Here is a 23,585-nt window from a genome sequence, read left to right as displayed (position 1 = left end):
TCATACAACTGTATCTATATCGAATCCTCTTATGTTTTTCAATACTGAAAAATTCTTTCATATTAACTTAATGATGCAATATATCCTTTTCTTTAATAGATAAGTCATCATCGACTTTTTTTACATTATCATCAGTAATGTTTTGTATTTCCTTTTTGGCAACATGAAAATCATCTTCTGAGATTTCCTTATTTTTCTTCATTTCCTCTATTTCTTCCATAACATCTCTGCGTATATTTCTAATTGCAACTCGTGCATTTTCAGAAAATTGATGCAATAATTTCACTAATTTTTCACGAGTTTCTTGTGTTAAGTCTGGAAGAACTATACGTATAGTATTTCCTTCAACAACAGGATTTAAATTCAGGTTAGCATTGATTATCGCATTTTTTACTTCACCGATAGCAGTAGCATCCCAAACTTTAACTGATAGAGTTTTGTTATCTATAGCTGAAACTCCTGCAACTTGGTTCAGTTTTTGATGTCCACCATAGATATTTACAACTATACCATCAAGTAATGATGCGTTAGCTCTACCAGTACGTACACCTTTCATATCATCGTGAAAAGACTGAATAGTTTTTAGCATTCTTTCTTTTGTTTTAGCTTTTATTTCGTTTAACATAAATTACCTAATGTTTACAATCTGAAACTATAGTATAAGTGCCTTGACCCTTAATAATATCAACCATTTTTTCTCTTTTTAAAGAAAAAACTACAATTGGGATAGAATTCTCACGAGCAAGTGAAATTGCTGATGCATCCATAACTTTTAAATCACGAGTTAGCAGATCTGTATAAGAAAGCCTATCATACATCACAGCATTCTCATTTTTTTTTGGATCGGCAGAATATACACCACTTACTTGAGTACCTTTTAAAATAACATCACAATTCATTTCAACAGCACGTAAAGCTGCAGCTGTATCTGTAGTAAAAAATGGGTTACCTGTGCCTGCTGCAAAAATGACTACTCTACCTTTCTCTAAATGATGAATAGCCTTCCTTCTTATATAAGGTTCACATATAGTAGTCATGGGTATAGCAGACAACACCCTAGAGACTATAGAGCTTTTTTCTAAAAAATTTTGCAAAATTAAAGCATTAATGACAGTACCAAGCATTCCAATATAATCACTGCTTGCTCTTTCACAGCCACTTAAAGATGCTGATGCACCACGAAAAATATTCCCACCACCAACAACAATACAAACTTGAACTCCAAGATTACAAACTTCAACTATGTCTTTGGATAGTTTATCTATAACTTCCATATCATGGCCAAATAGCTTTGATCCCATCAAAGCCTCCCCAGAGATTTTGAATAACACTCTGGGGTACTTTACTTCTGAAGTTTTGTTACTTATTTGCACCATCCAAAGTAAGTAACTTATAATTAGCTAATTTAACAGCACTTGATTCTATAAAATCAGCAATCTTCATTTTATCATCTTTTATAAACTTCTGCTCTAGTAGAACAACTTCTTCATAGTATTTAGCCATTCGTCCATCTACTATTTTTTTCGCTACCTCTTCAGGTTTATTTAAGCTCTTTACTTGCTCCTCAATTATAGAACGCTCATTGTTTAATTTTTCTTGATCTAAATCATCTATAGATAAAGCTTCAGGTTTCATAGCAACTACATGCATAGCTATTTGCTTTCCAATCTCTTGTTTATCACCAGATGATTGCAATGCTACTAAAGCACCAATCTTACCTAAGCCATGCATATCACCATGTACATAGCCAGCAATAATCCCATCCTTAGTCTCTAGGTAGCAAAGATTGCTTAACTCTAACTTCTCACCAAGAACTGATGTACCACTCATAATAGCTTCCTGTACTGTACCAACATCTTCATATTTGGCATTTTTTAACTCATCAAGACTAGTACAACGTTCTTGACAAGCAATTGATGCTAAATTTGAAACTAATGCTATGAACTTCTCATTTCTAGCAACAAAATCAGTTTCACAATTGACTTTAACCAATACACCATAATTTTTAGCCAAGCACATAGCAATAAGCCCATCTGAAGCTACTCTATCAGACTTTTTGTCAGCTTTAGCAAATCCTATTGTACGTAACCTATCAACGGCTTTCTTAATATCACCATCACACTCTTCTAACGCTTTCTTACAATCGCTTAAGCCAAGCCCTGTTCTATCGCGTAATTCCCTTATACTACTTGAATCCATCTTCATTTACTTACTATTACCTCCCTTTCTGTTTCATCCTTCATACGCTTCTTTTTAGTTTGCACAATACCCCCTTCTTTTTCTTGAATAAGCTCATCATCCTTAACTCTAGACCTTGTCAAACTAGACTCTATTCCAGCTAATATAGAATCAGCAGCTAATTTACAGTAGAGCTCTATTGATTTTCTTGAATCATCATTTCCTGATATAGGATAGGCAATATCATCTGGGTCAGAATTGGTATCAAGTACTCCAACTACAGGAATACCCAGTTTTTTAGCCTCTTTAACCGCTATATGCTCTTTGTTAGTATCAATAATGAATAAAATATCAGGAACTGCTCCCATTTCTCTAATGCCACCCAATTCTTTATCAAGCTTTTTTCTTTTCTTTTCAATATTTCCTAATTCTTTTTTTGTTAAGATACTATCTTCATCATTTAATATTTTCTCATATTGTATCAAAGTTTTTATCGAAGAAGAAACAGTGTTCCAATTAGTAAGCATACCACCAAGCCATCGATCATTTACATAATATTGACCACAACGAACCGCTTCACTTGCAACAATATCTAAAGCTTGAAATTTCGTACCAACAAATAAAATGCGACCATCTTGAGATGCAACATCGTATAAAGCTTTCATTGCCGCCTCTAACAATGGTAATGTTTTTCGTAAGTCTATTATGTGTATACGATTCTGTTGATGTACACCATATATATATGGGGCCATTTTCGCATTCCAGCGACTAACTTTATGGCCAAAATGCACACCAGATTCAGCTAAATCACGTATAGTGACTTTAGGCAAATTTGTCATATTTACTCCTCCAAATAGTTTATCCTCCATGGCATAACCCTAACGGGACTACTTGCATAAGCCATGTGTGAAATTAAGTTATTTACATAGTAATAAAAAAGACAAAAAAGCGCAAACAAAAAATATTGACAAGTAGCAACACGTTGATTAGCTTTAAGATTGCAAACGTTAAAAAGCAATGGGGGGTGTAGCTCAGTTGGTTAGAGCGCATGCCTGTCACGCATGAGGTCGTGAGTTCAAGTCTCATCACTCCCGCCATTACAGCAGAAACACCTTAAAATTCCTTAACTTTCTTATTAATTTGAATTAATTTCTTTCAGAGACTTGACATGATATTGTAATTGCTGCTTAATCTATTTAACTTTATCGTTAATAATTGGGATTAAATATGTTCATTTCTGAGGTTTTTGCGGCAGATGCGACTAACAATGTATCAGCATCTGTTGCTAGCTTTATTCCACTCATTTTAATATTTGTAGTATTTTATTTTCTCATTATTCGTCCCAATCACAAAAAACTAAAAGAACATAGAAGGATGATAGATCAAATAAAACGTGGTGATACGGTTATTACTTCTAGTGGAATAATAGGTGAAGTAAACAAAGTTGACGAAGTAAATGCACAACTAATACTAGAAATAGCACCAAAAATTGAAATAAAAATCCTAAAGTCTGCTATATCTGAAATCTTAAATAAAGAAATTCAAAAGCCAGTAGCTAAATCTATTGAAAAAAGCAAAGTTGAAAAGAATGGCAAGAAAAATAAACTAGAGGAAAGTAAAAAAGACAAAAATGCTTCATAATTTAAGAAGTGTGTGGAATATTAGGTATAGTAAGTAGCGGTGATTCAGTAATACCAACTTTACTAACCGCGTTGCAAAAATTGGAATACAGAGGTTATGACTCTTCAGGTATAGCAATTATAAATAATAGAGGTAAGATAGAAGTAAAAAAATCAGAAGGTAAAGTTGAAAGATTGTGTGAAGTTGTTCATGAGAGCAAGATATCTAGTAGCAAAGTTGGTATAGCACATACTCGTTGGGCTACACATGGAGCTCCAAATCTTAAAAATGCTCATCCCATTTATATAAATAATGTTGTTGTTGCTCATAATGGCATAATTGAAAATTACAATATATTAAAAAAGGATCTGGAGGAAAAGGGAGTATCTTTCCACACCGATACTGATACAGAAGTGATACCAAACATATTAACTTCATATCTTGATGAAGGGTTATCACCAATTGATTCTATATTACAGTGTCTAAACAATTTACAAGGTTCACTTGCTTTGGCTTTATTATTTGCAGAATATCCAGATACTTTATTTGTTGCAAAAAGAAATTTGCCTTTAGCAATAGGATATAACTGTAATAAAGTGTTTGCTGCTTCTGATACTAATACTTTGAATTCATTTGTAGAAAAAATATTGCATTTAGAAGATAATGATATTGCAGTAATAAAATCTAACGAATTCAGTATATATAATAATGGTATACAAGTTAAACGCAGAACAGAAAATAGCAGTCCAAGAAATTTTCTAATTAGTAAAAATGGTTACCCTAGCTTTATGCTAAAAGAAATTTTTGAGCAACCGTATGCATTAAACAAAACAATAAATCAATTTTATAAACAATATAAAGAAATCAACAAAGAATTATTTTCTGAACTAGGTTACATTACTATAGTTGGATGCGGTTCATCCTATTTTGCTGGACTAATAGCAAAGTGTTGGCTGGAAAGTATTGCTCAAATTCGGGTATATCTAGAAATCTCGTCAGAATTTAGGTATAGCAGCGTCAAGCTCGAAGAAGGTAGTATTGGCTTATTCATTTCTCAATCTGGTGAAACTGCAGATACTATGGAAGCACTACGTTATGCGAGATTGCAGAAACAAATGATCATTAGCATAATTAATACATTTAATAGCAGCATAGAAAAAGCCTCAGATATTGTATTGCATACTCTTGCTGGACCTGAGATTGGTGTTGCTTCGACAAAAACCTTTTCTACGCAGCTTGCAATTTTAGCATGCTTTGCTGTAGAGCTTGGAAAAATAAAAGGTATACTGGGTAGAGAGAGGATAAAGGAACTAAGAGGTGCTATTAATTCCATTCCCGAACATGTAGAGCATGTTTTGAATGTGATGGAAATACAACATATATCAGGCAGTATATTAGAGCACAACAATATAATTATAATTGGGAGAGGAAGCTCATATGGAGTTGCAATGGAAGGTGCATTGAAGATAAAAGAGCTTTCATATATCAACACAATTGGTATTGCAGCGGGAGAAATGAAGCACGGTTCTATCGCCTTGATAGACTCTACTGTACTTGTTATCGCAATTATTCCTTACGATAATTTATTCTTTAAAACGCTATCCAATATACAAGAGATTATTGCAAGAAAAGGTAAAGTAATTGCCTTTAGTGATAAGCAAGGAGCACCGCTCTTAAAGGGAATTTGCATAGATGTGGTGCAACTTCCAGAAGTTGACAATTTTGTTTCTCCAATTATCTACAGTGTTGCTATGCAATTTCTTGCTTATTCTATTGCAGAAAAAAAAGGCTTAGATGTAGATTGTCCGAGAAATTTAGCTAAATCTGTCACAGTTGAGTAACTTATTTAAAGTGAGTTGCTAATTAACAGCTCTAATTGTCAGTTATAAATTACTGAATTTTACTAATAAATTCATTGCTATCATTAGCCCTCTGCGAAAGAATATGTAACTAATGTAAGGATGAGAGAGGCTAAAATCCACGCCTCAAATTAACAAGATTTGCCATTATGGTTACCAGACACAACTTAACCTAGCAAGCAAGAATTAACTAACAGAAAAATTGAAAACTAATATCAGTCTCTTATGTAATGTTACTAATATTTTTCTAATATGTTTTCTATTCAGGAAAGTCTACATCGCCATAACAATATTTACTAGAATGAGGTCTTGTCTCATTGTAAAAACACAACCAATGATCAACGTCTATCTGAAGATCTTCTAATGAATTGTAGATTGTTTTACAAAAAAAGAGGAGTAAATGAGAGTTCAGTAACTTGATTATAGAGTTGTACTGCCTTTCCATATTTGAAGCAAGTTGTTATTCTATCTCAAACCGTAGCACAAAGTAAATATGGCAATTTACACTAAAATTTTCTGTTTATGAGTTATATTATGTAAAGATACTATTTGACATTGAGCTTTAAAGATATTATGTAATAGCATTATTTAATATGTGAGGTTTATTATGGCTAAAGTAAGTGCTGGTGAAAACTCAAAAAAGCTTAAAGATGGTAAAAATCAGCCCATATCACCAAAAAAGTTCAAAGGCAGTCAGTCTATGTCACCAAAACGGAGTCAGAATTCTGGTGAAAAGCTATGGAATGTATTAGAATCATTAGAAGAAGCAAAATCAGAGTTGAAAAAAAGAAAGTTTGAAATAGAACTAAAAAAAGACACTAAAATATCAGAAGAAGGAATAGAAAAAGTAGTGGAATTGGAAAGGAAAATAGAAAAAGAGATAGAAGAAATAGCAATGCCAATATCAACGTTACTACTTAAGGAAACAATAATAAAATTACAAGGAACAAAAATAATAAATTTTTTAAAAAAATTAGAAAAACAAGTAAAAGAAATGCAAGAATTATGTAAGAAACTAGAATTAAATGCTAAAATAGAAAAAGAAGATCTAAATAAGCTCGAGGACATAAAGAAAGAATCAGAAAAGTGTTGCAGAGAGTTAGTGAGCTATATGCCTAATTCAAATAATCCTAGAATGTTGTACACTGCTGTTATTGGTCTTGCTGTTGGGCTGGTAGCAAGTACTATACTTGAACATACAACTAGACTAAGTATATTAGCAATAATTGGCATAGCTACAGCATCTGCACTCGTAGCTGGTGGTGCTACATATGAAGCACTAAGACCTAATACTAAAATAGATGAATCAAAAGAAGTCCAATTCAACCACTATGGATTAAAATCCAAAGATTGAGAGAGAGCATAGAATGCTAACTTTCGACTTGAAAGTCACCAAATTTATCTTCTTTTTTAGAGTGATTTTCAATATAATTTTTTATCATTTCGTCAGTTACATTTCCGCTAGTCCTGACTGTACTAGACACAACTTAATCTGACAGCAACGAATTAACTGACAGAAGAATTGAAAACTAATATCAGTCTCTTGTTTAACGTTACTAATATTTTTCTGAAAAGCAATGTGTTTGCTATCAAGAAAAGTCTGCATAGGCGTTTTACCATAGCAATATTTACCTGAGTGAGGCCTGGTCTCATTGTAAGAGCGTAACCAATGATCAACATCTATCTGCAAATCTTCTAAAGAACTGTAGATTTTCTTTCTAAAGATAATATTGTAACACTCATCTTGCATAGTTTTATGAAACCTTTCGCATATGCCATTAGTTTGTGGTGAATTGGCTTTAGTTCTTGAATGATCAATATTTTCAATTCCCAAATAAAGCTGATAAGCGTGATTTTCTGGTTTACCACAATATTCTGTACCTCTATCAGTCAAAATGCGCAATAATGGCACGTTTTGTACATCAAAAAATGGTATTACTCTATCATTCAGCAAGTCGGCAGCGGTAATAGCAGTTTTATCTGTATAAAGCTTAGCAAAAGCCACTCTCGAATATGTATCAATAAAAGTCTGCTGGTAAATGCGCCCAACGCCCTTGATATTGCCTACGTAATAAGTATCTTGAGACCCTAAATAACCTGAATGTTCTGTTTCAATTTCACCGTGAGCTTCTCTTTGCTCTTTAACTTTTTCCAATGCTGCAAGTTGCTCTTCAGTTAAAATTATGCCGTCTTGTGCAACCTTTGCTTCAAGGGCTTTAAGTCTTTTTTTGAACGTTTCAATGTCATTTCTTAGCCATACAGATCTTACGCCACCTTCGGAAATTATTACACCCCTTTTTCTCAGCTCATTTGCAGCTCTTTGTTGTCCATATGCTGGAAATTCTGTAGCTATGCCAATTATTGCCCTTTCTATATCTTCGGAAACTCTGTTTGCTAATAGGGGTTTTTTCTTACTTATTTCATGTAATGCTCCTTCTCCCCCACTTTCATATAACTCCTTAAATCGATAAAATGTATCACGCGAATAACCCATCACCTTACACGCTTGTGATACGTTACCTAATTGCTTTGCTAGTTCTAATAACCCTAACTTTGGTTTTAGTATTTTTGTTTGTATCGTACTCATATCTAACACTCCTTTCTTTTATTATTTTATAACTTACTTTTTTAAAGTGTCAGATCAAGTCTTGTTTAATACACATTATGCTTGTGCTTTTTTGTTATCTGGAGTATTTGCTGTTGGTCTATGTTTCGTAGTTGACAACCCGGTTCCACTTGCTGCAACTTCGTTGCTTTTTTTTGCAATAGGATGTGGTTTTCTGTATAGAGCAAATACAGTTATTAATGATGTAAGCTTCTCTCAAGTTATTGTGAACGAACGTGCTAGTGATTTATCTGTTCAGGTAAGGTGTCATTCCAGCACTTGATGCTGGTTTTCATTTAATCTCATTGAATTTAGCATAAGCTCAGTTTACTTGTAAATTTTTCTGGATCCCAGTGGGCTTTGTTGCACAGCTCTTCGGATAGTGGGTAATGTATAATAAATTCATGAAGCTATATCAAACTTAGCCATGCCTATTTCAGTAAATTTGTTAAGCAAATAACACTTGAGTAGCAGTTCCTTCTCACGATTAATCTCAGATTTATTCCTAAAACTAAATCCAAATATTTGCTTCAGTCGCGAGAAAAAACTTTCTATATAAGATCTCTTCCAATAATTTATCTCTTTTTTCCACCTCTTCATACCATCTTCATCATATGACTTTATGAGCTTGATTGTAGAATTTCTCTCATTCATATAATCCAACTTTGGATGCTCTACTGCATTATTTTGCGGAGGAATCCTTGTCTTTATGTCAAGCTCATCGCACAGTTTGTATAACTTCTTTCGATTATATGCCCTATCTGCATATATCGTGCTTATGTTATACTTGGTATCCACTCTTTCAATAAGATCACAGGCTCCATAGTGGTCGGAATAAACTCCACTACTGTATTTTGCAGCTATAACTTTTTTACTACCTATCTCTAGCATTACATGTAGCTTTCTTGTTTGCTCATAGCGGCGATACTTTCTATCTGTACCATTTGCCTTACTATGGCCTGGAATATTATTGTAGATGCTGATACCTGTACTATCTATAGCAATTTCAATATCTTCCATATCGTTCTTATCAACTCTGCAGTCGTTGATTTTGATATTAAGCTTTTTAAACCTTCTTGAAGCCTGCGAATAGCTGATAATTTGCAAAATTTTCCCTATTTGCTCAAGATATTTCTCTATAAATCCCACTGTTTGCCTAAGACCAATCCTGAATAGATAGGTTATTATGTGAATTAGAATCACTACTTTGTCGCTGTAGACATTGTTGCCACCTGCTACTTTTGGACTATTTTCGTACCAATTTTCAATGGCATCGTTGATATAATGAAAAACATTTCCCCTTTCTTGAAGAAATTTGTTATATTCATTGCAGTTACTGACTTTCATTCTTATTGGCATATTTTTCCTTTGTCGGCTAAATATCTATTTTATAACAAATTCCATCAGTAACTGCCTGTTCTTTCCTTGAGTGGTGCAACAAAGCCATCCCAGTGTCAGCTACTAGGATGACAGGAGTATGAAATGGGTCTACTTGACCATTTAGTTGTCTTTTCTCGTCTACCTTATTTTATCACTCTGCTGAACGGATACCTTTATTTTCAATAATTTTGTTAGCAATAATACGGCTTTCAAAATCGATACTTGTTATGTCAGATAGTGATTTAATATCAGAGTACTTGTCAAAATTTTCTATTGTTGATTTTACTACCTCTAATATTTCTAAGAAACCGATTCGTGACTTCAAAAATTCGTTAACAGCTATCTCATTTGCAGCGTTCAAAACAATACTATTTGTATGTGGAGAAGAAGAATTTAACACTTCCATGCTTAGCTTTAGTGAAGAAAAACATTTGTGGTCTGGTTCTTGAAAGGTCAATTTTTTTTGTTTTGTTAAGTCTAACTTGTAGTTCAAAGTTGATCTTTCTGGCCAAGACAAAGCATATGCAATGGGAATTTCCATATCAGTTTCTGCAAGCACAGCAAAGCTAAACCCATCCTGGTAAACTACAACTCCATGTACTATCGATTCAGGATGCACTACTGCTTCAATTCTATTTGGGCTAATTTTAAACAAATGATGTGCTTCTATTATTTCTAGTGCTTTATTCATCATTGTTGCACTATCAACTGATATTTTCTTTCCCATTTTCCAAGTAGGGTGACTTAGTGCCTGATTTACTGTGATATTTCTTAATTGTTCAAGGCTATAATTTAAAAATGGTCCACCAGAGGCAGTGAGTATAATCTTTTCTACACATTTATCATCATTTTGCAAAACTTGAAAAATTGCGTTGTGTTCAGAGTCGATGGGAATTATTTGTACGCTCCTTTCTTTAGCTTTTTTAAGTAGTAACTTACCACCGCAAACAATACTCTCTTTGTTTGCTAGAGCAATAACTTTAGTACCGCTTTCTATAACCTTTATAACTGGCTCAAGGCCTGCGATGCCAACTATTGCAATAACTGAGAGATCAACGGGTAGAGAAGCAACATTTGCTAGACCTGGAGCACCAACTTCTACTTTGACGTTTGTACCAAGTAGATCTTCTTTTAAATCTTTGTAGAACCTTTCATCAGAAATGGCAGCATATTTTGCATTAAGTAGATTTGCCTGTTGTGCTAGCAGAGCAAAGTTAGAATTGGCACTTAGTGCTTCCACCTGATATTCTTCCTTTCTCTTTAAGAGCAAATCTACAGTCTTTTTTCCAATGCTTCCTGTTGATCCTAAAACTGAAACTTTTTTCACTAATTACAATAAAATCTTCTTAGTTATTTAGTAACCAAGCTCATGATCATCACCAACAGATGGTGAAGGACCAGGTGAAAAAGATTGGCCATGATGATCACCTGCATCATGCATATCATGCAAACCATCAGCACTATGAGCCATTTCATTGCTAGCGTGGGGATAATCATCCGGATGATGCCCCTCATCACCGTAGTCCATACCCATTCCTTCTGATGGCATATCTTCTCCACCTCCACCTGAAAAATATTCAGCAAGACTTTCAAGAAATTTTATGCCAAACATATTACCTGATTTCCCAAATAACGTTACTAGACTGCTACCACTTACCAAACCTTCAAACACATTATTATAAGCAGCAATTGCTCCTTCATGAAAGTTGAACATCCACTTCATTCCATCCACAATTGTTGCAACAGAGTCACTATGACCAAGACCGAAACCACTTTTCTCACTAGCGGCTTCCTGGTGTTGCTGCTGTGCCTGCCATTCTGCAATATTTGGACCTTGTGCTTCACTCATAAACTTTTATTCTAAGCCTTAAGCTATTATTTTACCAAAAACACTGTAAAATATCAATTGTTTAAGAGAGGTTATCATAAAAATATCTAACACTAAGCTATTTTTATGATTCTGAATACCAAAACATCGATGATGTGCTGTGGTAAAAAAGTGATGACTTGAGGTTTAAGATAGCTTCTATTTCTTCTTAGAAGACTGCTCCTCTCTCTTTCCTTTTTAAATAAGTTTACCTACAGGTCTGATTGTATTAAGATTACTTAGTACAATCAGATTTATCAAATGCGCTTATCTCAATATTACCTGCCAACTTTAAAAGAAACCCCTGCTGGTGCTGAAATTATTTCTCATCAATATTTGTTACGTGCGGGCTTAATCAAGCAGACAGCATCTGGAATTTATTCTTGGCTGCCGCTTGGTCTTTTGGTACTTAAAAATATTGAAAATATTATCAGAGATGAAATTGGTGCGATTGAAGTGTTAATGCCTTGTGTGCAGCCAGCAAGTCTTTGGCGAGAGTCAGGACGTTACGATGATTACGGCAAAGAAATGCTACGTATTAAAGATAGGCATGAAAGCGATATGCTTTTTGGTCCAACACATGAGGAGGTGGTAACTGATTTGATTAGAAATACGGTAAAAAGTTACAAAGATTTACCACTTTGTTTATATCAAATTCAGTGGAAGTTTCGTGACGAAGTAAGACCTCGTTATGGCGTTATGAGAGGCAGGGAATTTCTGATGAAGGATGCATACAGTTTTGATGTAGATTACGAAGGTGCACTGAATTCATATAATTTGATGTATAAAACTTACATAAAAATCTTCAAACGAATGGGGCTTACTCCAATTGGAGTGAGGGCAGATACAGGACCAATTGGAGGAAATTTAAGTCATGAATTTCATATATTGGCAAACACCGGTGAGAGCACTCTATATTATGACAATAAACTTTTTGAATTACTAGAAAGCGAAGATATTGAAAGCCTGAAGAGCATATATGCAGTTGCAGACGATATGCATGATCCTAAAATTTGTCCTATACCGCAAGAACAGTTAAATGTTAGTAAAGGTATTGAAATAGGGCATATTTTTTATTTTGGCGACAAATATTCAAAGCCTATGAAGGCAAGTGTTACTTCTCAAGATGGAAAAAATGTTAACATGCATATGGGTTCGTATGGTATTGGAGTTTCAAGGCTTGTTGGCGCAATAATAGAAGCTTTCCATGATGATAAAGGAATTATCTGGCCAGAGGCAGTAGCTCCTTTTAAGGTTGGTTTGATCAATTTACAAACAAAAGTAACGGAGGCTGCAGATAAAATATACAAAGCTTTGAAAAGCGATGAAGTGCTTTATGATGATACGGACGAAAGTGTAGGAGTGAAATTTGCCAGAATGGATCTGATAGGCTTGCCGTGGCAAATAATTATTGGAAAGAAAGCAGTAACTTCAAATATAGTTGAAGTAAAAAATAGAGCAACTGGCAAGGTAGAGGAAATACAAATTGAAGAAGCAATAAATCGTTTTAGCGCAAAATGATATACGGTATTGGCACTGACATAGTATATATACCCAGAATATTGAGAATATCACAAAAATACGGGGAAAAATTTCTCAATAAAATCTATACTAAGAAGGAGATAGAGATAAGCAAAAAATATAATAGCCAAGAAGTAAGGGCAAAATATTTTGCTAAACGCTTTGCTGCAAAGGAAGCTTTTGTTAAAGCGCTAGGCACTGGATTCAGCCAGGGAATTATAATGAAAGATATAGAAATATACAGTAATATCAGGGGAAAACCACATCTTGCTATCACAAAGGATTTCATCTCAAAAGACTACAAGATACACCTTTCTCTAAGTGATGATCAAGATTATGCTACTGCGTTTGTTGTAATTTGCGTTTAGTAGATATTGTTTAGTACATATGATTTCAAAAATTTTTTTTGAAATTATACTTTGACCTACACAGATCGACCTTTTTGTGAATCCTGGTTTCTGCTTTCTTCAACTTGTTTTGCAAAAGACGTCTCTTGTGTATTCATATGTTGAAGTGGTTTAGCAATTTCGCGTACAACGGCAGTAACTGCGGTTAAAAATGCTTTCAGAAGTGCACCTAGAGCTCCACCAACTGCTTCCCTACCATATATACGAGCTTGCTTTTCATTATCATCAGCAGTTTCCCCTGCCCTCCTTCTTGGATCCATTCTATGAGCAATAACTGAAAACAACACTCCTCTAATTGAAGACTTCATTCGTGCTTTTGCCTTCTGAACATCCCCATCACTTACTGCTTCATGTTTTTGCCTATTATTCATTAGCTCCTTTTGTTGTTGAGCACTTAAGATCTCTTCCATCAATTGTTTTCTTCTCTTTTCCAGAACTCTTTTCTTGGACTCTGATTTATCGCGAGTGTGCTTTGTGGTTTCAAGTTCTACATCAATATCCTCAGATGCTGCTTGGCTATATAAGGTTTCTATGAGCCTATCTATACTTCGCTTTACTTGCATAGTCCTTTCGTAGCTATCTAAATTATCAACTCCTTCATCAATTTGACTTAAAATATCCTCAAAAGGTTTTAAATACTCTTTGCACTGCTCTTCAAGCTGATTTTCATTCTTCAAATTCCTTTCTCTTCTGTCATCGCTATTCTCTTCAACATTATCATCGCCTTCTTTGAAAAGATCCTCATCGTTCATAAATTTTTTTTAATTTAGTTAAAACCCCACCTATTATTATTGTATATGAAAAAATTAAATTAACACTAATGAAAAGTGTTTACAACTTCAGCACTGGCTAAAACTACAGTGAAGCTGTCAAAAGTGGCAGGATCATAATATCTCTCATACAATTCAACCGAACACCTGAGTTTTATTTTCTCCTTAGCATCAAAACTAATCTCATAATCATTATTAGAGTTTAACATTGCAGAATTACGCAATAATTCATCAGCCAATACTGAATTTAAAATGCCATTAATTTTTATTGTAATCTTTCTACTTCCAGCATAATCAAGCACTTTTCTCCAGCCAAAAGAGGAAATATCTTTCATCTCTTCTTTGTTATTACGCAAAGTAAACCTTAAGTTTCGTATATTATTCAGCACAACAAAATTATTGTCATGACCTTTAATTTTCAGCTGTAATTTGCTCATCGCTACCTCCTTGTATTAAAATATCAAAATTAATTGTTGAATGTAAAACTTCATCATGCTGATTCATAGCACAATTACTTTCCAAAATGGTCTCACTACTAATGCTCTTTACCACCAAGCTAACATGCTTTATAGCAGCAAGCATACTGCTTATATGATAAGTATATATGTCGCATGAAAATCTTACTTTTGTAGCAAAGTTAGATAGCATATGCAGGTTAACATAATTTACTATGCGCAATCTCAGATAAGGAATAGTAATCTGCTTAGGCAGGTAATCATAGATGTTAGTAACATATTTCTTTAAATCAGAGTTTGCTTTTAATGCTGCATAAATACTATTATACAACTCATTTATAATTTGAATTTTTTCCATCTCACAGATACGGTTACGAAGATTGCAATTTGCAGGGGTGCCATGAAAGTAGTTGCAATGCAGATATAACAGACTCCAGTGGCGCCTTTAGTGTCATTCAAGGAGACTATGTAGTATCATTCCAGTACTGGAATGGCTTTGTTGCACCACTCAAGGAAAGAACAGGCAGTTACTGATGGAATTTGTTATAAAATAGATATTTAGCCGACAAAGGAAAAATATGCCAATAAGAATGAAAGTCAGTAACTGCAATGAATATAACAAATTTCTTCAAGAAAGGGGAAATGTTTTTCATTATATCAACGATGCCATTGAAAATTGGTACGAAAATAGTCCAAAAGTAGCAGGTGGCAACAATGTCTACAGCGACAAAGTAGTGATTCTAATTCACATAATAACCTATCTATTCAGGATTGGTCTTAGGCAAACAGTGGGATTTATAGAGAAATATCTTGAGCAAATAGGGAAAATTTTGCAAATTATCAGCTATTCGCAGGCTTCAAGAAGGTTTAAAAAGCTTAATATCAAAATCAACGACTGCAGAGTTGATAAGAACGATATGGAAGATATTGAAATTGCTATAGATAGTACAGGTATCAGCATCTACAATAATATTCCAGGCCATAGTAAGGCAAATGGTACAGATAGAAAGTATCGCCGCTATGAGCAAACAAGAAAGCTACATGTAATGCTAGAGATAGGTAGTAAAAAAGTTATAGCTGCAAAATACAGTAGTGGAGTTTATTCCGACCACTATGGAGCCTGTGATCTTATTGAAAGAGTGGATACCAAGTATAACATAAGCACGATATATGCAGATAGGGCATATAATCGAAAGAAGTTATACAAACTGTGCGATGAGCTTGACATAAAGACAAGGATTCCTCCGCAAAATAATGCAGTAGAGCATCCAAAGTTGGATTATATGAATGAGAGAAATTCTACAATCAAGCTCATAAAGTCATATGATGAAGATGGTATGAAGAGGTGGAAAAAAGAGATAAATTATTGGAAGAGATCTTATATAGAAAGTTTTTTCTCGCGACTGAAGCAAATATTTGGATTTAGTTTTAGGAATAAATCTGAGATTAATCGTGAGAAGGAACTGCTACTCAAGTGTTATTTGCTTAACAAATTTACTGAAATAGGCATGGCTAAGTTTGATATAGCTTCATGAATTTATTATACATTACCCACTATCCGAAGAGCTGTGCAACAAAGCCATTCCAGCATCAAGTGCTATCTCTATAGGACTCCTCACTAATCCAAAATATTAATAAATTTACTAATTATAAAAAAGGCAAAAGGATCCCCACTTAGTGAGTTTGACTCTATAATAATTTAAACTGGCGCTGTAATAATGTGCTAACGCTTAAAATAAGCGCGTTTTGGCTGAACGTAGAAAAAATAAAAAAGACATGCAGCAGCTATAATTTTATGTAATCCGCCAATAAGTACCTTAAGTTTTTCACTGAATTTTTGTTATTGAGCCTGCAGGTCAAAAACAAGTTTTGAGTCATAAATACCCTTAGTGTCATAATAAGGAAAGTTGGCAATATTTGTCAAGTAGTTTTCTTATCTTTTACAGGCATAATTTACATGCTACAATCAAATTTTCATAACTGGTGAATAAAAATGCAGAGAGATAAAATTAAAGTAGAAATAAAAAAGTTATCACATGGTAAAAGCTTGCCTCTTCCCTGTTATGCAACTATGCAGAGTGCTGGCATGGATCTTTATGCTGCATTGGACGACTCTGTTATTTTAAATCCACTTGAAAGGTTACTTATTCCAACTGGCATTGTGATTGCAATACCAAACGGTTTTGAAGGGCAAGTTCGCCCACGTTCTGGGCTTGCTGCAAAATATGGAATCACTGTCTTAAATTCTCCGGGCACTATAGACTCCGATTATCGAGGTGAAGTTAAAGTTTGCCTAATCAATCTAAGTAATCAGCCATATGAAATAAAAAGAGGAGATAGAATCGCACAAATCCTCATCACTCCTGTATCTCAGGTAATTTGGGATGACAGAGAAGAATTCTGCACAGAAGAAACCGTCCGCAATGAAGGAGGCTTTGGCTCAAGTGGTAGATAATTTATTGTTTATAAGTTGACAATAATAATTTTTTACATATTACTTCAACTTATTTAAATGAGATATTATGTTAACTTCTAAGAACTATCTTCAAAAAACAAACATTGTACTTATAGTACTTACTTCTCTATGTGTCATAGGTGCAGCAACAACACTTTCAGTTCCATGTTGGATGTCTTCAGCTTCTATGATAGGGCCAATTGGAATAAATCTACTTGCAACTGTTACCTTTGCACTGATTGCTTCAGTAACATATTCCATCATCAAAAACAATGAAATATCTGAGCTTAAAGCTCCGAGAATTGTTACTGGTAGCTATCAAAGATACCTGATATTGCAAGTAACAAATGAGGATCTTGAATTTATTGAAAATAACTATAAGAACGAAAATGGTGAATATACTATAGATTTTACTAACTCAAAAGGCGAAGTATTCAAAGCTGAGAGTTATGGTCAGATCAGATATATTGATAATCCTGATCCAATCTTGCTTGGCAACACTAAACTCCTTGATATACATCAGCTATACAAGAAGAAAGGGGATAGTACATTTGAACAGATAAATTGTGGACAGGAGTTAAAAACGTTAGGTTTAAACGTTGAAGAAAATAATGTTCAAGAACTAACCATCGAATTTGTGCCAAGCTCAATTGTTAAGTCACCAAAAGTTGAACACGAAAAGCCAGCAAGATTATTAATCAGCCAAGTATAAAAGGAATAAGTCTTCCCTTCATTTTTTAGTGTTAATGACTTAAACTTATTGTAGAAACTGTCTCAAAAAATAGATATTCACATACTTGTAAGAAATTTGCTAAGGATTTTTATTTAGTCTGACTGCATCCTTTACCTTATCTAACAACCCATTAATAAAGCCAATTTTGTTTGGAGCATCAAGTAAATCAGATGCAATGTTAGTATATTCATTAATAACAATTGGTGCTGGTGTATCAAAATCAATTAACTCACATACTGCAATACGCAAAATAGATAAGCTTATAAGATTTAATCGTGAAAGTGACCAGCTTGGGTGTAAATAAGACTCTATTATTTTATCATATTCTTCACTGCTTTTTATAACCTTACATAACAAGTTTTCTAAGAACTGATGTTCAAATTCTTCACATTCAAATATATCTTTCAACGTACTTATGTAGTCCTTAAGCTCACAATTTTCCAATTTAAAAGTGCTTTTGTTGTAACTTACAAAAATATTTGAATAAGCAATTTGTACAGCAAGAAATCTTGCCGTACTTCTTTTTATGCGCCACTTTTTATCTACTGGTTTTTCCTCCATTATTTTAATTTATTGTGTAGATCTATCATATGCAAAACAGTTGAGGCTGCATGGCCACCAACGTTCTTTTTATTTTTGTCAGCTCTAATTAGTGCTTTATCTTTGCTGTCAGCGGTAATTACGCCCATACCAAGGGGTATTGCATAATGCATAATAACTTCATTTAAGCCTTCGATTACTCCTTTACAAACGTATTTATAATGATCAGTTTCACCGCGAATCACGCACCCAAGAGCTAAATAACCGTCATAATTAGCATTCTTGCTTTTTACTGCAAAGAGAATTGTAGCTGGTATCTCAAATGCACCAGGAACTTCAATTATGTCATAGCTTGCATGACTTTCTTTTAATCTATCGACTGCACCTTCAAGCAAAAGGTTCGCTATTTCGGTATAATAAATTGAATTAACTATTAGTATTTTCGACATTTATCCCGACTTTTCTTGTTAAGAAGAACTTTATTAAGTATTGTTGAACCAGAGTTATAATATTACTAAATATCCAATATATTACCAGGCCGGCAGGAAAAGAAGAAAAAATAAAGACGGAAATGTAAGGTAAAAACTTCATAACATTTACTTGAATATCATCTTTACTGGTTTGATCTTTCTCACTTAGCTTCTGCTGAATTATCATGGTAGCGCCGAAAATTATAGGTAAAATGCCTATAGAAATAGGAAAGTTATAATTAAACAACCCAAATAATGTAAAAATGTTTGTTGGATCAGAAGCTGAAAGATCCTTAATCCATAAATAAAAAGGGGCGTGTCTCATCTCTATAGTAACAAATAATACTTTATACAGAGCAAAAAATACTGGTATTTGTATGAGCATAGGGAAAATGCTCGACATTGGATTTACATTGTTTCTCTTGAACAACGCAATTGTCTCTTTGTGCTGCTTTAAGCTGTCATTTTTGTACAACTCTTTTATACGAGTTAATTCAGGCTGCAGGCTTTTCACCTTGAACATCGAAATATATGATCTATTAGATAAGGGAAGCATCAAAAGTTTGATTACTAAAGTTAGCAATAATATTGCTAAGCCAAAATTTTTCAAAACAAAGTTAAAATATTCAAGCAGTAAAAACACCGGCTTGGTTATAAAATAAAGAACACCAAAATCTACAGCCTTATCAAACAAAGGTATATTGAGAGTGTCTTTATAAGAATCAAGTAAATTCAATTTCTTTGCCCCAGCAAAAAAGTAGTTCAGAGTAGAAACACTTGCACCAGGGAGTATGTGTTTGTAAGGTTTAACAAAATCTACTTGAAACTTATCAATGTTATTAACATTCGTATGCTTAATACTTACATTTATTTGATCAGATTTTTCAGGTATGATAGCTGTAAACCAATATTTATCAGCAAAACCAAACCAACTTTTTTCACTTGTGCTGGCCTTTATTAAACGTTTCTTGGAAATATCCTTATATGTCCACTCCTCTAGTTTATTGTTAAATGCACCTAGTACTCCTTCATGTGATATCCAATAGGATTCGTTAATATTATCACGTTTACGATTGATTTTACCATAGGGAACCAAAACTACATTATCTTTTGTATTGTTTTCAATAATTTGCTCAACTTTAAACATGTAGTTATCGTCAAGGCTAATTTTCATTCTAAATAAAATGCCATTTTCATTATCCCAAAATAAATTGACCTCTTTTTGATTGAGTTTATCTGCTTGCCATACTGTTTTAGAATCTGGAACTTTAATCTTTTCATTCGGATCGAGCCACCCAAATTCTGCGAAATATACATCTTTTGATTCTGCAGGTGACAGTAACACCACTTGTGGAGAAGAAGAACTCGGTTCTAAGTGGTAGTTAGTTAAGATTAAGTCATCAAACCTTGCACCTTTCAGAGAAATTGATCCTTCAAGCATGTTATTGGTTAAATTAACTCTCTGTTCTCTAGTAGAATTAATAATTTCAGAACGATTTTGGTATATCATAGGAGCAAGGTCGTTAGAAGATTCGATATGTTCAATATTTTCAATCGATGGTTGGCTTTGGCTCGTGTTAAGAAAATTATCATAAATAATATGCCATAATACTATAATCAATATAGAAAGAATTGTTGCTAAAATTAAATTTTTTGCTTCTGACATGAAATTAAATCGAACATACCTCCTTAAAGTATATATTAAATATTGTACTAAAACAATAAAATTTACTTATTTTTAATAATAGCTTTTAACGCTAATCTTAAAAATTTACTCTTATGGCTTCAAATTTTAATAATATGAATGCAGCAAAAAATCTAGTTATTTGGCTACTGATAATAGTCATTACTGCAATGTTTATTGATTCACAAGGGGATAAACTAAGCAATAGGTTTCTGAGCACTTTTCTACCGTACAAAGGAAGGGTTCAAAATGGCGAAAGTATTGAATTTACAAAGTCATACGATGGACACTTTTATATTCAAGCTCAAGTCAATGATCGTAATATAACGTTTTTGCTTGATACCGGAGCAACTGATATTGTTCTATCGCAAAAAGATGCGTTACATGCTGGTATTAACTTACAAAACATTCAAGACTTTAAAATATATGAAACTGCAAAAGGTCAAATAAAAGCTGGTGTTGTTCACATCCCTCAAGTTAAAATAGGAAATTTTTTAATTAATGATGTACACGCTAGTGTTAATACTCACTCTATGTCCCATTCATTACTTGGTATGAGCTTTTTGAGATATTTTCATTTCACTATTAGGGATAATAAGCTAATATTATATCGTAGTTAAACGTTCTATACTCTACTTATCAACGCTCTGCAGGTCAATATAGGAGCAGAGATAAATATTGCGGAACAGGTGCCGATTGCAATGCCAAAAGAAATGATTAAGCAGAAGTCTCTGACCACACCTGTACAAATCAGCACTAAAGGAAGAGCAGCAAGAAGAGTAGTACCTGAAGTTAACATAGTACGAAATAGTGTAGAATTAATGCTAGCATCAACTATTTCATCCATTTCTACATCTTTTCTATTTTTTTTATACTCTCGAATCCGATCGTATATAACCACTGAATTATTGATTGAATAGCCAATCACGGTAAGTAGAGCTGCAACTGATGAAATATTAAACTCAATACTCGTTAAGCTGATAAAGCCAAGAGTTAAAATCACATCATGGATCAGTGCCATTATTCCACCAAGTCCACACTGCCAGCTAAATCTAAGCCAAACATAAAAAAATATTCCAATAATTGCAATTAACATGGCTGATATCCCTTCAAATATCTGCGTTGAGCCTATTTGTGGACCAACATAATCTATTTTACGATAAGTTACTAAATTACCTAATTTGCTTTCTAATATACTTTTAACCTTTTTAATTTTATCTTCATCTCCCTCATCTTTAAACCGCACAACTAAGTTATCACCAGCTTTTGAACTCTGTATCGTAAATCCACTCTCTTTTAATATACCGAGAATAGCATCATCCTTGCTTGAAGATTTTATCTCTATCAAAATTCCACCTGTAAAGTCTATACCCAAATTCATTCCACGCAGCATAAAAGTAAGCATTGAAAAAATGATAAGAATAACGCTAACAAGTGCTGTCAAATTTCTATATTTACTAAATCTTATATCAAGATTATCTGGAATAAGTCTAATTGCCATATTTCCTACTTAAATTGTGATTTTATATACTTTTTAAGCAATCGACTAGCTATTTTCTCTTAGCTTATACTAATAATGATCTTTGATTTACTTAATCTACTTGAACAAGATATTTGATCAAAAAAATGAAAACAGCCTGGTTGTCATTAATAAAGTGCTACTTAAACATCTTTTTTAATCGATTGATTTCATCAGCAAATTTTGGGTCAGTTCTTATGAAATTTTCCACTTGTTTGACTGCGTGTATAACAGTAGCATGATCTCTACCACCAAAATTTCTTCCAATATCTGGTAAACTTTTTTGCGTAAACTTCTTTGCGAAATACATAGCTATTTGTCTCGGCCTCGCAAGACTGCGGAGCCTTCTATTAGATTGCATATCTGCAATCTTTATATTGAAAAATTCAGCTATTTTTTTCTGTATTTCTTCTATTGTGATTGACCTATGATTTGACCTAAGAAGATCAATTAGGGTCTCACTAGCTGATTCTACTGTCATGCTTCTTCCAATTAAAGAGGTATGAGCAACCTTATTTAATGCTCCTTCTAGTTCTCTTATATTGGATTTTATATTCCTTGCCAAAAATTCTAGGACATCCTTTGGAACATACATATTCATTCGTTCCACTTTCGCCTGCAATATACCAAGTCTTAATTCAAAAGTTGTTTCATTAATATCTGCAACTAATCCCCAACCAAGTCGTGATTTTATTCTTTCTTCTACTCCATCAAGATCACTAGGAGACCTATCAGCTGATATAACCAATTGTTTATTTTGGTCTATCAATGCATTGAAAGTGTGAAAAAATTCTTCTTGTGTACTATCTTTACCACTGATAAATTGCACATCATCTACCATCAATACATCTACTGATCTAAATTGCTCTTTAAATAACATAATATCTTTGCTCCGCAGCGCCGTAATATATTGATACATAAATTTCTCTGCTGATAAATATACCACTTTTCTTTTTGCTGACGGAGAATTGACTATGTCCCAAGCTATAGCATGCATTAAATGTGTTTTACCAAGTCCCACTCCACCATATAGAAATAAAGGGTTGCTTCCTGATATTGGATCTATAGATTCCGCTACACGCTTTGCCGCTGTAAATGCTAACTCATTTGACTTTCCTACCACAAAATTATCAAAAGTGAATCTGGTATCTAGTGGTGAACCAAGATTATGATTATTTTCCTCTCTATTTTTTAGTATCGTATTAGAATTTGAATTTCTTTCTTCAATTAATTGAATATCAATAGAACATACACTTTGATCTTCGCTTTGCCATAATGACAATATTTTTTCCATGTAGTGAACTGTAATCCACTCCTTTATAAATCTTGTTGGTACAGACAACAAAACTTCTCCATTTCTGTTGCTGATAAATCTTAGTGAACTCAGCCAGCTGTTATATGTTGCTTCTCCATAGAGATTATGGAGATAATTTTGGATTTTTTCCCAAGTAACATTGTGGTCCGTTACTGTAATAATCTGATCAAAAAACATAGTAAAAACCTTAGGGTTAGTTAAGTTCAT

The 23,585-nt window shown here is 33.6% G+C and carries 26 protein-coding genes, 1 tRNA gene and 2 pseudogenes; 11 read left to right on the top strand and 18 right to left on the bottom strand.

Going from position 1 to position 23,585, the window contains the following annotated elements:
* Positions 1-67: 67 nt before the first annotated feature.
* Genes frr through rpsB form a run of 4 tightly spaced genes read right to left on the bottom strand, consistent with a single transcriptional unit; the run spans position 68 to position 3,017 of the window.
* Positions 68-625, bottom strand: a complete 558-nt coding sequence (gene frr, locus ACQ4M0_RS00145) for a ribosome recycling factor (protein WP_007302601.1) — start codon at positions 623-625, stop codon at positions 68-70.
* A 7-nt stretch (positions 626-632) separates the two neighbouring features.
* Positions 633-1,376 carry a UMP kinase gene (pyrH, locus tag ACQ4M0_RS00140; protein WP_010407219.1) on the bottom strand — a complete coding sequence of 248 codons (744 nt, stop codon included), beginning with the start codon at positions 1,374-1,376 and terminating at the stop codon, positions 633-635.
* Entirely contained in the window at positions 1,360-2,205 is an 846-nt protein-coding gene (gene tsf, locus ACQ4M0_RS00135) for a translation elongation factor Ts (RefSeq protein ID WP_108784350.1), read from the bottom strand. The genes pyrH and tsf overlap by 17 nt, the downstream gene beginning before the upstream one ends.
* Entirely contained in the window at positions 2,202-3,017 is an 816-nt protein-coding gene (rpsB, locus tag ACQ4M0_RS00130; protein ID WP_012482019.1) for a 30S ribosomal protein S2, read from the bottom strand. The genes tsf and rpsB overlap by 4 nt, the downstream gene beginning before the upstream one ends.
* Positions 3,018-3,198: 181 nt before the next feature.
* On the opposite strand from rpsB, the gene ACQ4M0_RS00125 reads away from it, so the two are divergent.
* The 3 genes from ACQ4M0_RS00125 (at position 3,199) to glmS (ending at position 5,639) form a co-directional block, all read left to right on the top strand.
* A tRNA-Asp gene (locus ACQ4M0_RS00125) sits at positions 3,199-3,275 on the top strand.
* 130 nt (positions 3,276-3,405) lie between these two features.
* Positions 3,406-3,819, top strand: coding sequence for a preprotein translocase subunit YajC (gene yajC, locus ACQ4M0_RS00120; protein ID WP_006012489.1), 414 nt, complete (start codon positions 3,406-3,408; stop codon positions 3,817-3,819).
* Between the two features lie 8 nt (positions 3,820-3,827).
* Entirely contained in the window at positions 3,828-5,639 is a 1,812-nt protein-coding gene (glmS, locus tag ACQ4M0_RS00115; RefSeq protein WP_438456410.1) for a glutamine--fructose-6-phosphate transaminase (isomerizing), read from the top strand.
* A 298-nt stretch (positions 5,640-5,937) separates the two neighbouring features.
* On the opposite strand, the pseudogene ACQ4M0_RS00110 reads toward glmS, so the two are convergent.
* Positions 5,938-6,051, bottom strand: a pseudogene (locus ACQ4M0_RS00110) (IS481 family transposase); the annotation flags it as partial.
* A 213-nt stretch (positions 6,052-6,264) separates the two neighbouring features.
* Here ACQ4M0_RS00110 and ACQ4M0_RS00105 point away from each other — a divergent pair.
* Complete coding sequence (locus ACQ4M0_RS00105; RefSeq protein WP_213863941.1) at positions 6,265-7,011, top strand: hypothetical protein; 747 nt, start codon at positions 6,265-6,267, stop codon at positions 7,009-7,011.
* A 16-nt stretch (positions 7,012-7,027) separates the two neighbouring features.
* Here the strand turns inward: ACQ4M0_RS00105 and ACQ4M0_RS00100 are convergent.
* A pseudogene (locus tag ACQ4M0_RS00100) lies at positions 7,028-7,129 on the bottom strand (IS200/IS605-like element ISW1 family transposase); the annotation flags it as partial.
* A complete protein-coding gene (locus tag ACQ4M0_RS00095) occupies positions 7,108-8,244 on the bottom strand; it encodes an IS481 family transposase (RefSeq protein ID WP_438456409.1) in 1,137 nt (378 codons plus the stop codon). The gene ACQ4M0_RS00095 and the pseudogene ACQ4M0_RS00100, both read right to left, overlap by 22 nt.
* A gap of 46 nt (positions 8,245-8,290) precedes the next feature.
* Here ACQ4M0_RS00095 and ACQ4M0_RS00090 point away from each other — a divergent pair, with 46 nt between their 5' ends.
* The gene (locus ACQ4M0_RS00090; protein WP_438456400.1) at positions 8,291-8,545 is read left to right on the top strand and encodes a hypothetical protein; all 255 of its coding nucleotides are present in this window, start codon (positions 8,291-8,293) and stop codon (positions 8,543-8,545) included.
* 119 nt (positions 8,546-8,664) lie between these two features.
* Here the strand turns inward: ACQ4M0_RS00090 and ACQ4M0_RS00085 are convergent, their stop codons facing one another.
* The 3 genes from ACQ4M0_RS00085 to ACQ4M0_RS00075 form a co-directional block, all read right to left on the bottom strand.
* Complete coding sequence (locus ACQ4M0_RS00085; RefSeq protein WP_213863789.1) at positions 8,665-9,621, bottom strand: IS5 family transposase; 957 nt, start codon at positions 9,619-9,621, stop codon at positions 8,665-8,667.
* Positions 9,622-9,793: 172 nt separating this feature from the next.
* Entirely contained in the window at positions 9,794-10,969 is a 1,176-nt protein-coding gene (gene dxr, locus ACQ4M0_RS00080) for a 1-deoxy-D-xylulose-5-phosphate reductoisomerase (RefSeq protein ID WP_213863711.1), read from the bottom strand.
* 27 nt (positions 10,970-10,996) lie between these two features.
* Positions 10,997-11,491, bottom strand: coding sequence for a hypothetical protein (locus ACQ4M0_RS00075; RefSeq protein ID WP_007302735.1), 495 nt, complete (start codon positions 11,489-11,491; stop codon positions 10,997-10,999).
* A gap of 279 nt (positions 11,492-11,770) precedes the next feature.
* On the opposite strand from ACQ4M0_RS00075, the gene proS reads away from it, so the two are divergent.
* Positions 11,771-13,030, top strand: a complete 1,260-nt coding sequence (proS, locus tag ACQ4M0_RS00070) for a proline--tRNA ligase (protein WP_438456408.1) — start codon at positions 11,771-11,773, stop codon at positions 13,028-13,030.
* Positions 13,027-13,398: a holo-[acyl-carrier-protein] synthase gene (locus tag ACQ4M0_RS00065; RefSeq protein ID WP_019236308.1), complete on the top strand. Its 372-nt coding sequence runs from the start codon at positions 13,027-13,029 to the stop codon at positions 13,396-13,398. The genes proS and ACQ4M0_RS00065 overlap by 4 nt, the downstream gene beginning before the upstream one ends.
* 56 nt (positions 13,399-13,454) lie before the next feature.
* On the opposite strand, the gene ACQ4M0_RS00060 is transcribed toward ACQ4M0_RS00065, so the two are convergent.
* From ACQ4M0_RS00060 to ACQ4M0_RS00050, 3 genes are all read right to left on the bottom strand, one after another.
* Positions 13,455-14,189 carry a hypothetical protein gene (locus ACQ4M0_RS00060; RefSeq protein ID WP_127463557.1) on the bottom strand — a complete coding sequence of 245 codons (735 nt, stop codon included), beginning with the start codon at positions 14,187-14,189 and terminating at the stop codon, positions 13,455-13,457.
* A 65-nt stretch (positions 14,190-14,254) separates the two neighbouring features.
* Complete coding sequence (locus tag ACQ4M0_RS00055; RefSeq protein WP_438456407.1) at positions 14,255-14,644, bottom strand: phage tail tube protein; 390 nt, start codon at positions 14,642-14,644, stop codon at positions 14,255-14,257.
* Complete coding sequence (locus tag ACQ4M0_RS00050; protein ID WP_127463556.1) at positions 14,619-15,020, bottom strand: DUF3168 domain-containing protein; 402 nt, start codon at positions 15,018-15,020, stop codon at positions 14,619-14,621. The genes ACQ4M0_RS00055 and ACQ4M0_RS00050 overlap by 26 nt, the downstream gene beginning before the upstream one ends.
* Positions 15,021-15,240: 220 nt before the next feature.
* Here ACQ4M0_RS00050 and ACQ4M0_RS00045 point away from each other — a divergent pair, with 220 nt between their 5' ends.
* From ACQ4M0_RS00045 to ACQ4M0_RS00035, 3 genes are all read left to right on the top strand, one after another.
* Positions 15,241-16,197 carry an IS5 family transposase gene (locus ACQ4M0_RS00045; RefSeq protein ID WP_213863789.1) on the top strand — a complete coding sequence of 319 codons (957 nt, stop codon included), beginning with the start codon at positions 15,241-15,243 and terminating at the stop codon, positions 16,195-16,197.
* A gap of 458 nt (positions 16,198-16,655) precedes the next feature.
* A complete protein-coding gene (dut, locus tag ACQ4M0_RS00040) occupies positions 16,656-17,117 on the top strand; it encodes a dUTP diphosphatase (protein ID WP_438456406.1) in 462 nt (153 codons plus the stop codon).
* A gap of 67 nt (positions 17,118-17,184) precedes the next feature.
* Positions 17,185-17,829 (top strand): hypothetical protein, encoded by a 645-nt coding sequence (locus tag ACQ4M0_RS00035; RefSeq protein ID WP_438456405.1) that lies wholly within the window; start codon positions 17,185-17,187, stop codon positions 17,827-17,829.
* A 99-nt stretch (positions 17,830-17,928) separates the two neighbouring features.
* Here the strand turns inward: ACQ4M0_RS00035 and nusB are convergent, their stop codons facing one another.
* From nusB to yidC, 3 genes are read right to left on the bottom strand one after another with little or no spacing between them, the layout of a single operon-like run.
* The gene (gene nusB / locus ACQ4M0_RS00030) at positions 17,929-18,411 is read right to left on the bottom strand and encodes a transcription antitermination factor NusB (protein ID WP_006014794.1); all 483 of its coding nucleotides are present in this window, start codon (positions 18,409-18,411) and stop codon (positions 17,929-17,931) included.
* Entirely contained in the window at positions 18,411-18,839 is a 429-nt protein-coding gene (locus ACQ4M0_RS00025) for a 6,7-dimethyl-8-ribityllumazine synthase (RefSeq protein ID WP_052264871.1), read from the bottom strand. The genes nusB and ACQ4M0_RS00025 overlap by 1 nt, the downstream gene beginning before the upstream one ends.
* The gene (gene yidC, locus ACQ4M0_RS00020) at positions 18,817-20,526 is read right to left on the bottom strand and encodes a membrane protein insertase YidC (protein ID WP_019236304.1); all 1,710 of its coding nucleotides are present in this window, start codon (positions 20,524-20,526) and stop codon (positions 18,817-18,819) included. The genes ACQ4M0_RS00025 and yidC overlap by 23 nt, the downstream gene beginning before the upstream one ends.
* A gap of 113 nt (positions 20,527-20,639) precedes the next feature.
* Between yidC and ACQ4M0_RS00015 the strand changes: the two genes are divergently transcribed.
* Complete coding sequence (locus ACQ4M0_RS00015) at positions 20,640-21,164, top strand: TIGR02281 family clan AA aspartic protease (RefSeq protein ID WP_213863682.1); 525 nt, start codon at positions 20,640-20,642, stop codon at positions 21,162-21,164.
* A gap of 5 nt (positions 21,165-21,169) precedes the next feature.
* Here the strand turns inward: ACQ4M0_RS00015 and secF are convergent, their stop codons facing one another.
* Positions 21,170-22,045, bottom strand: a complete 876-nt coding sequence (secF, locus tag ACQ4M0_RS00010; RefSeq protein ID WP_007302794.1) for a protein translocase subunit SecF — start codon at positions 22,043-22,045, stop codon at positions 21,170-21,172.
* Positions 22,046-22,202: 157 nt separating this feature from the next.
* Positions 22,203-23,585 (bottom strand): chromosomal replication initiator protein DnaA, encoded by a 1,383-nt coding sequence (gene dnaA / locus ACQ4M0_RS00005; protein ID WP_213863681.1) that lies wholly within the window; start codon positions 23,583-23,585, stop codon positions 22,203-22,205.

Source organism: Wolbachia endosymbiont of Kerria lacca (assembly GCF_051602725.1).
Classification (GTDB): Bacteria; Pseudomonadota; Alphaproteobacteria; order Rickettsiales; family Anaplasmataceae; genus Wolbachia.
Note: the sequence above shows the minus strand (reverse complement) of the source record. Positions and strands in the feature narration are given on the sequence as shown.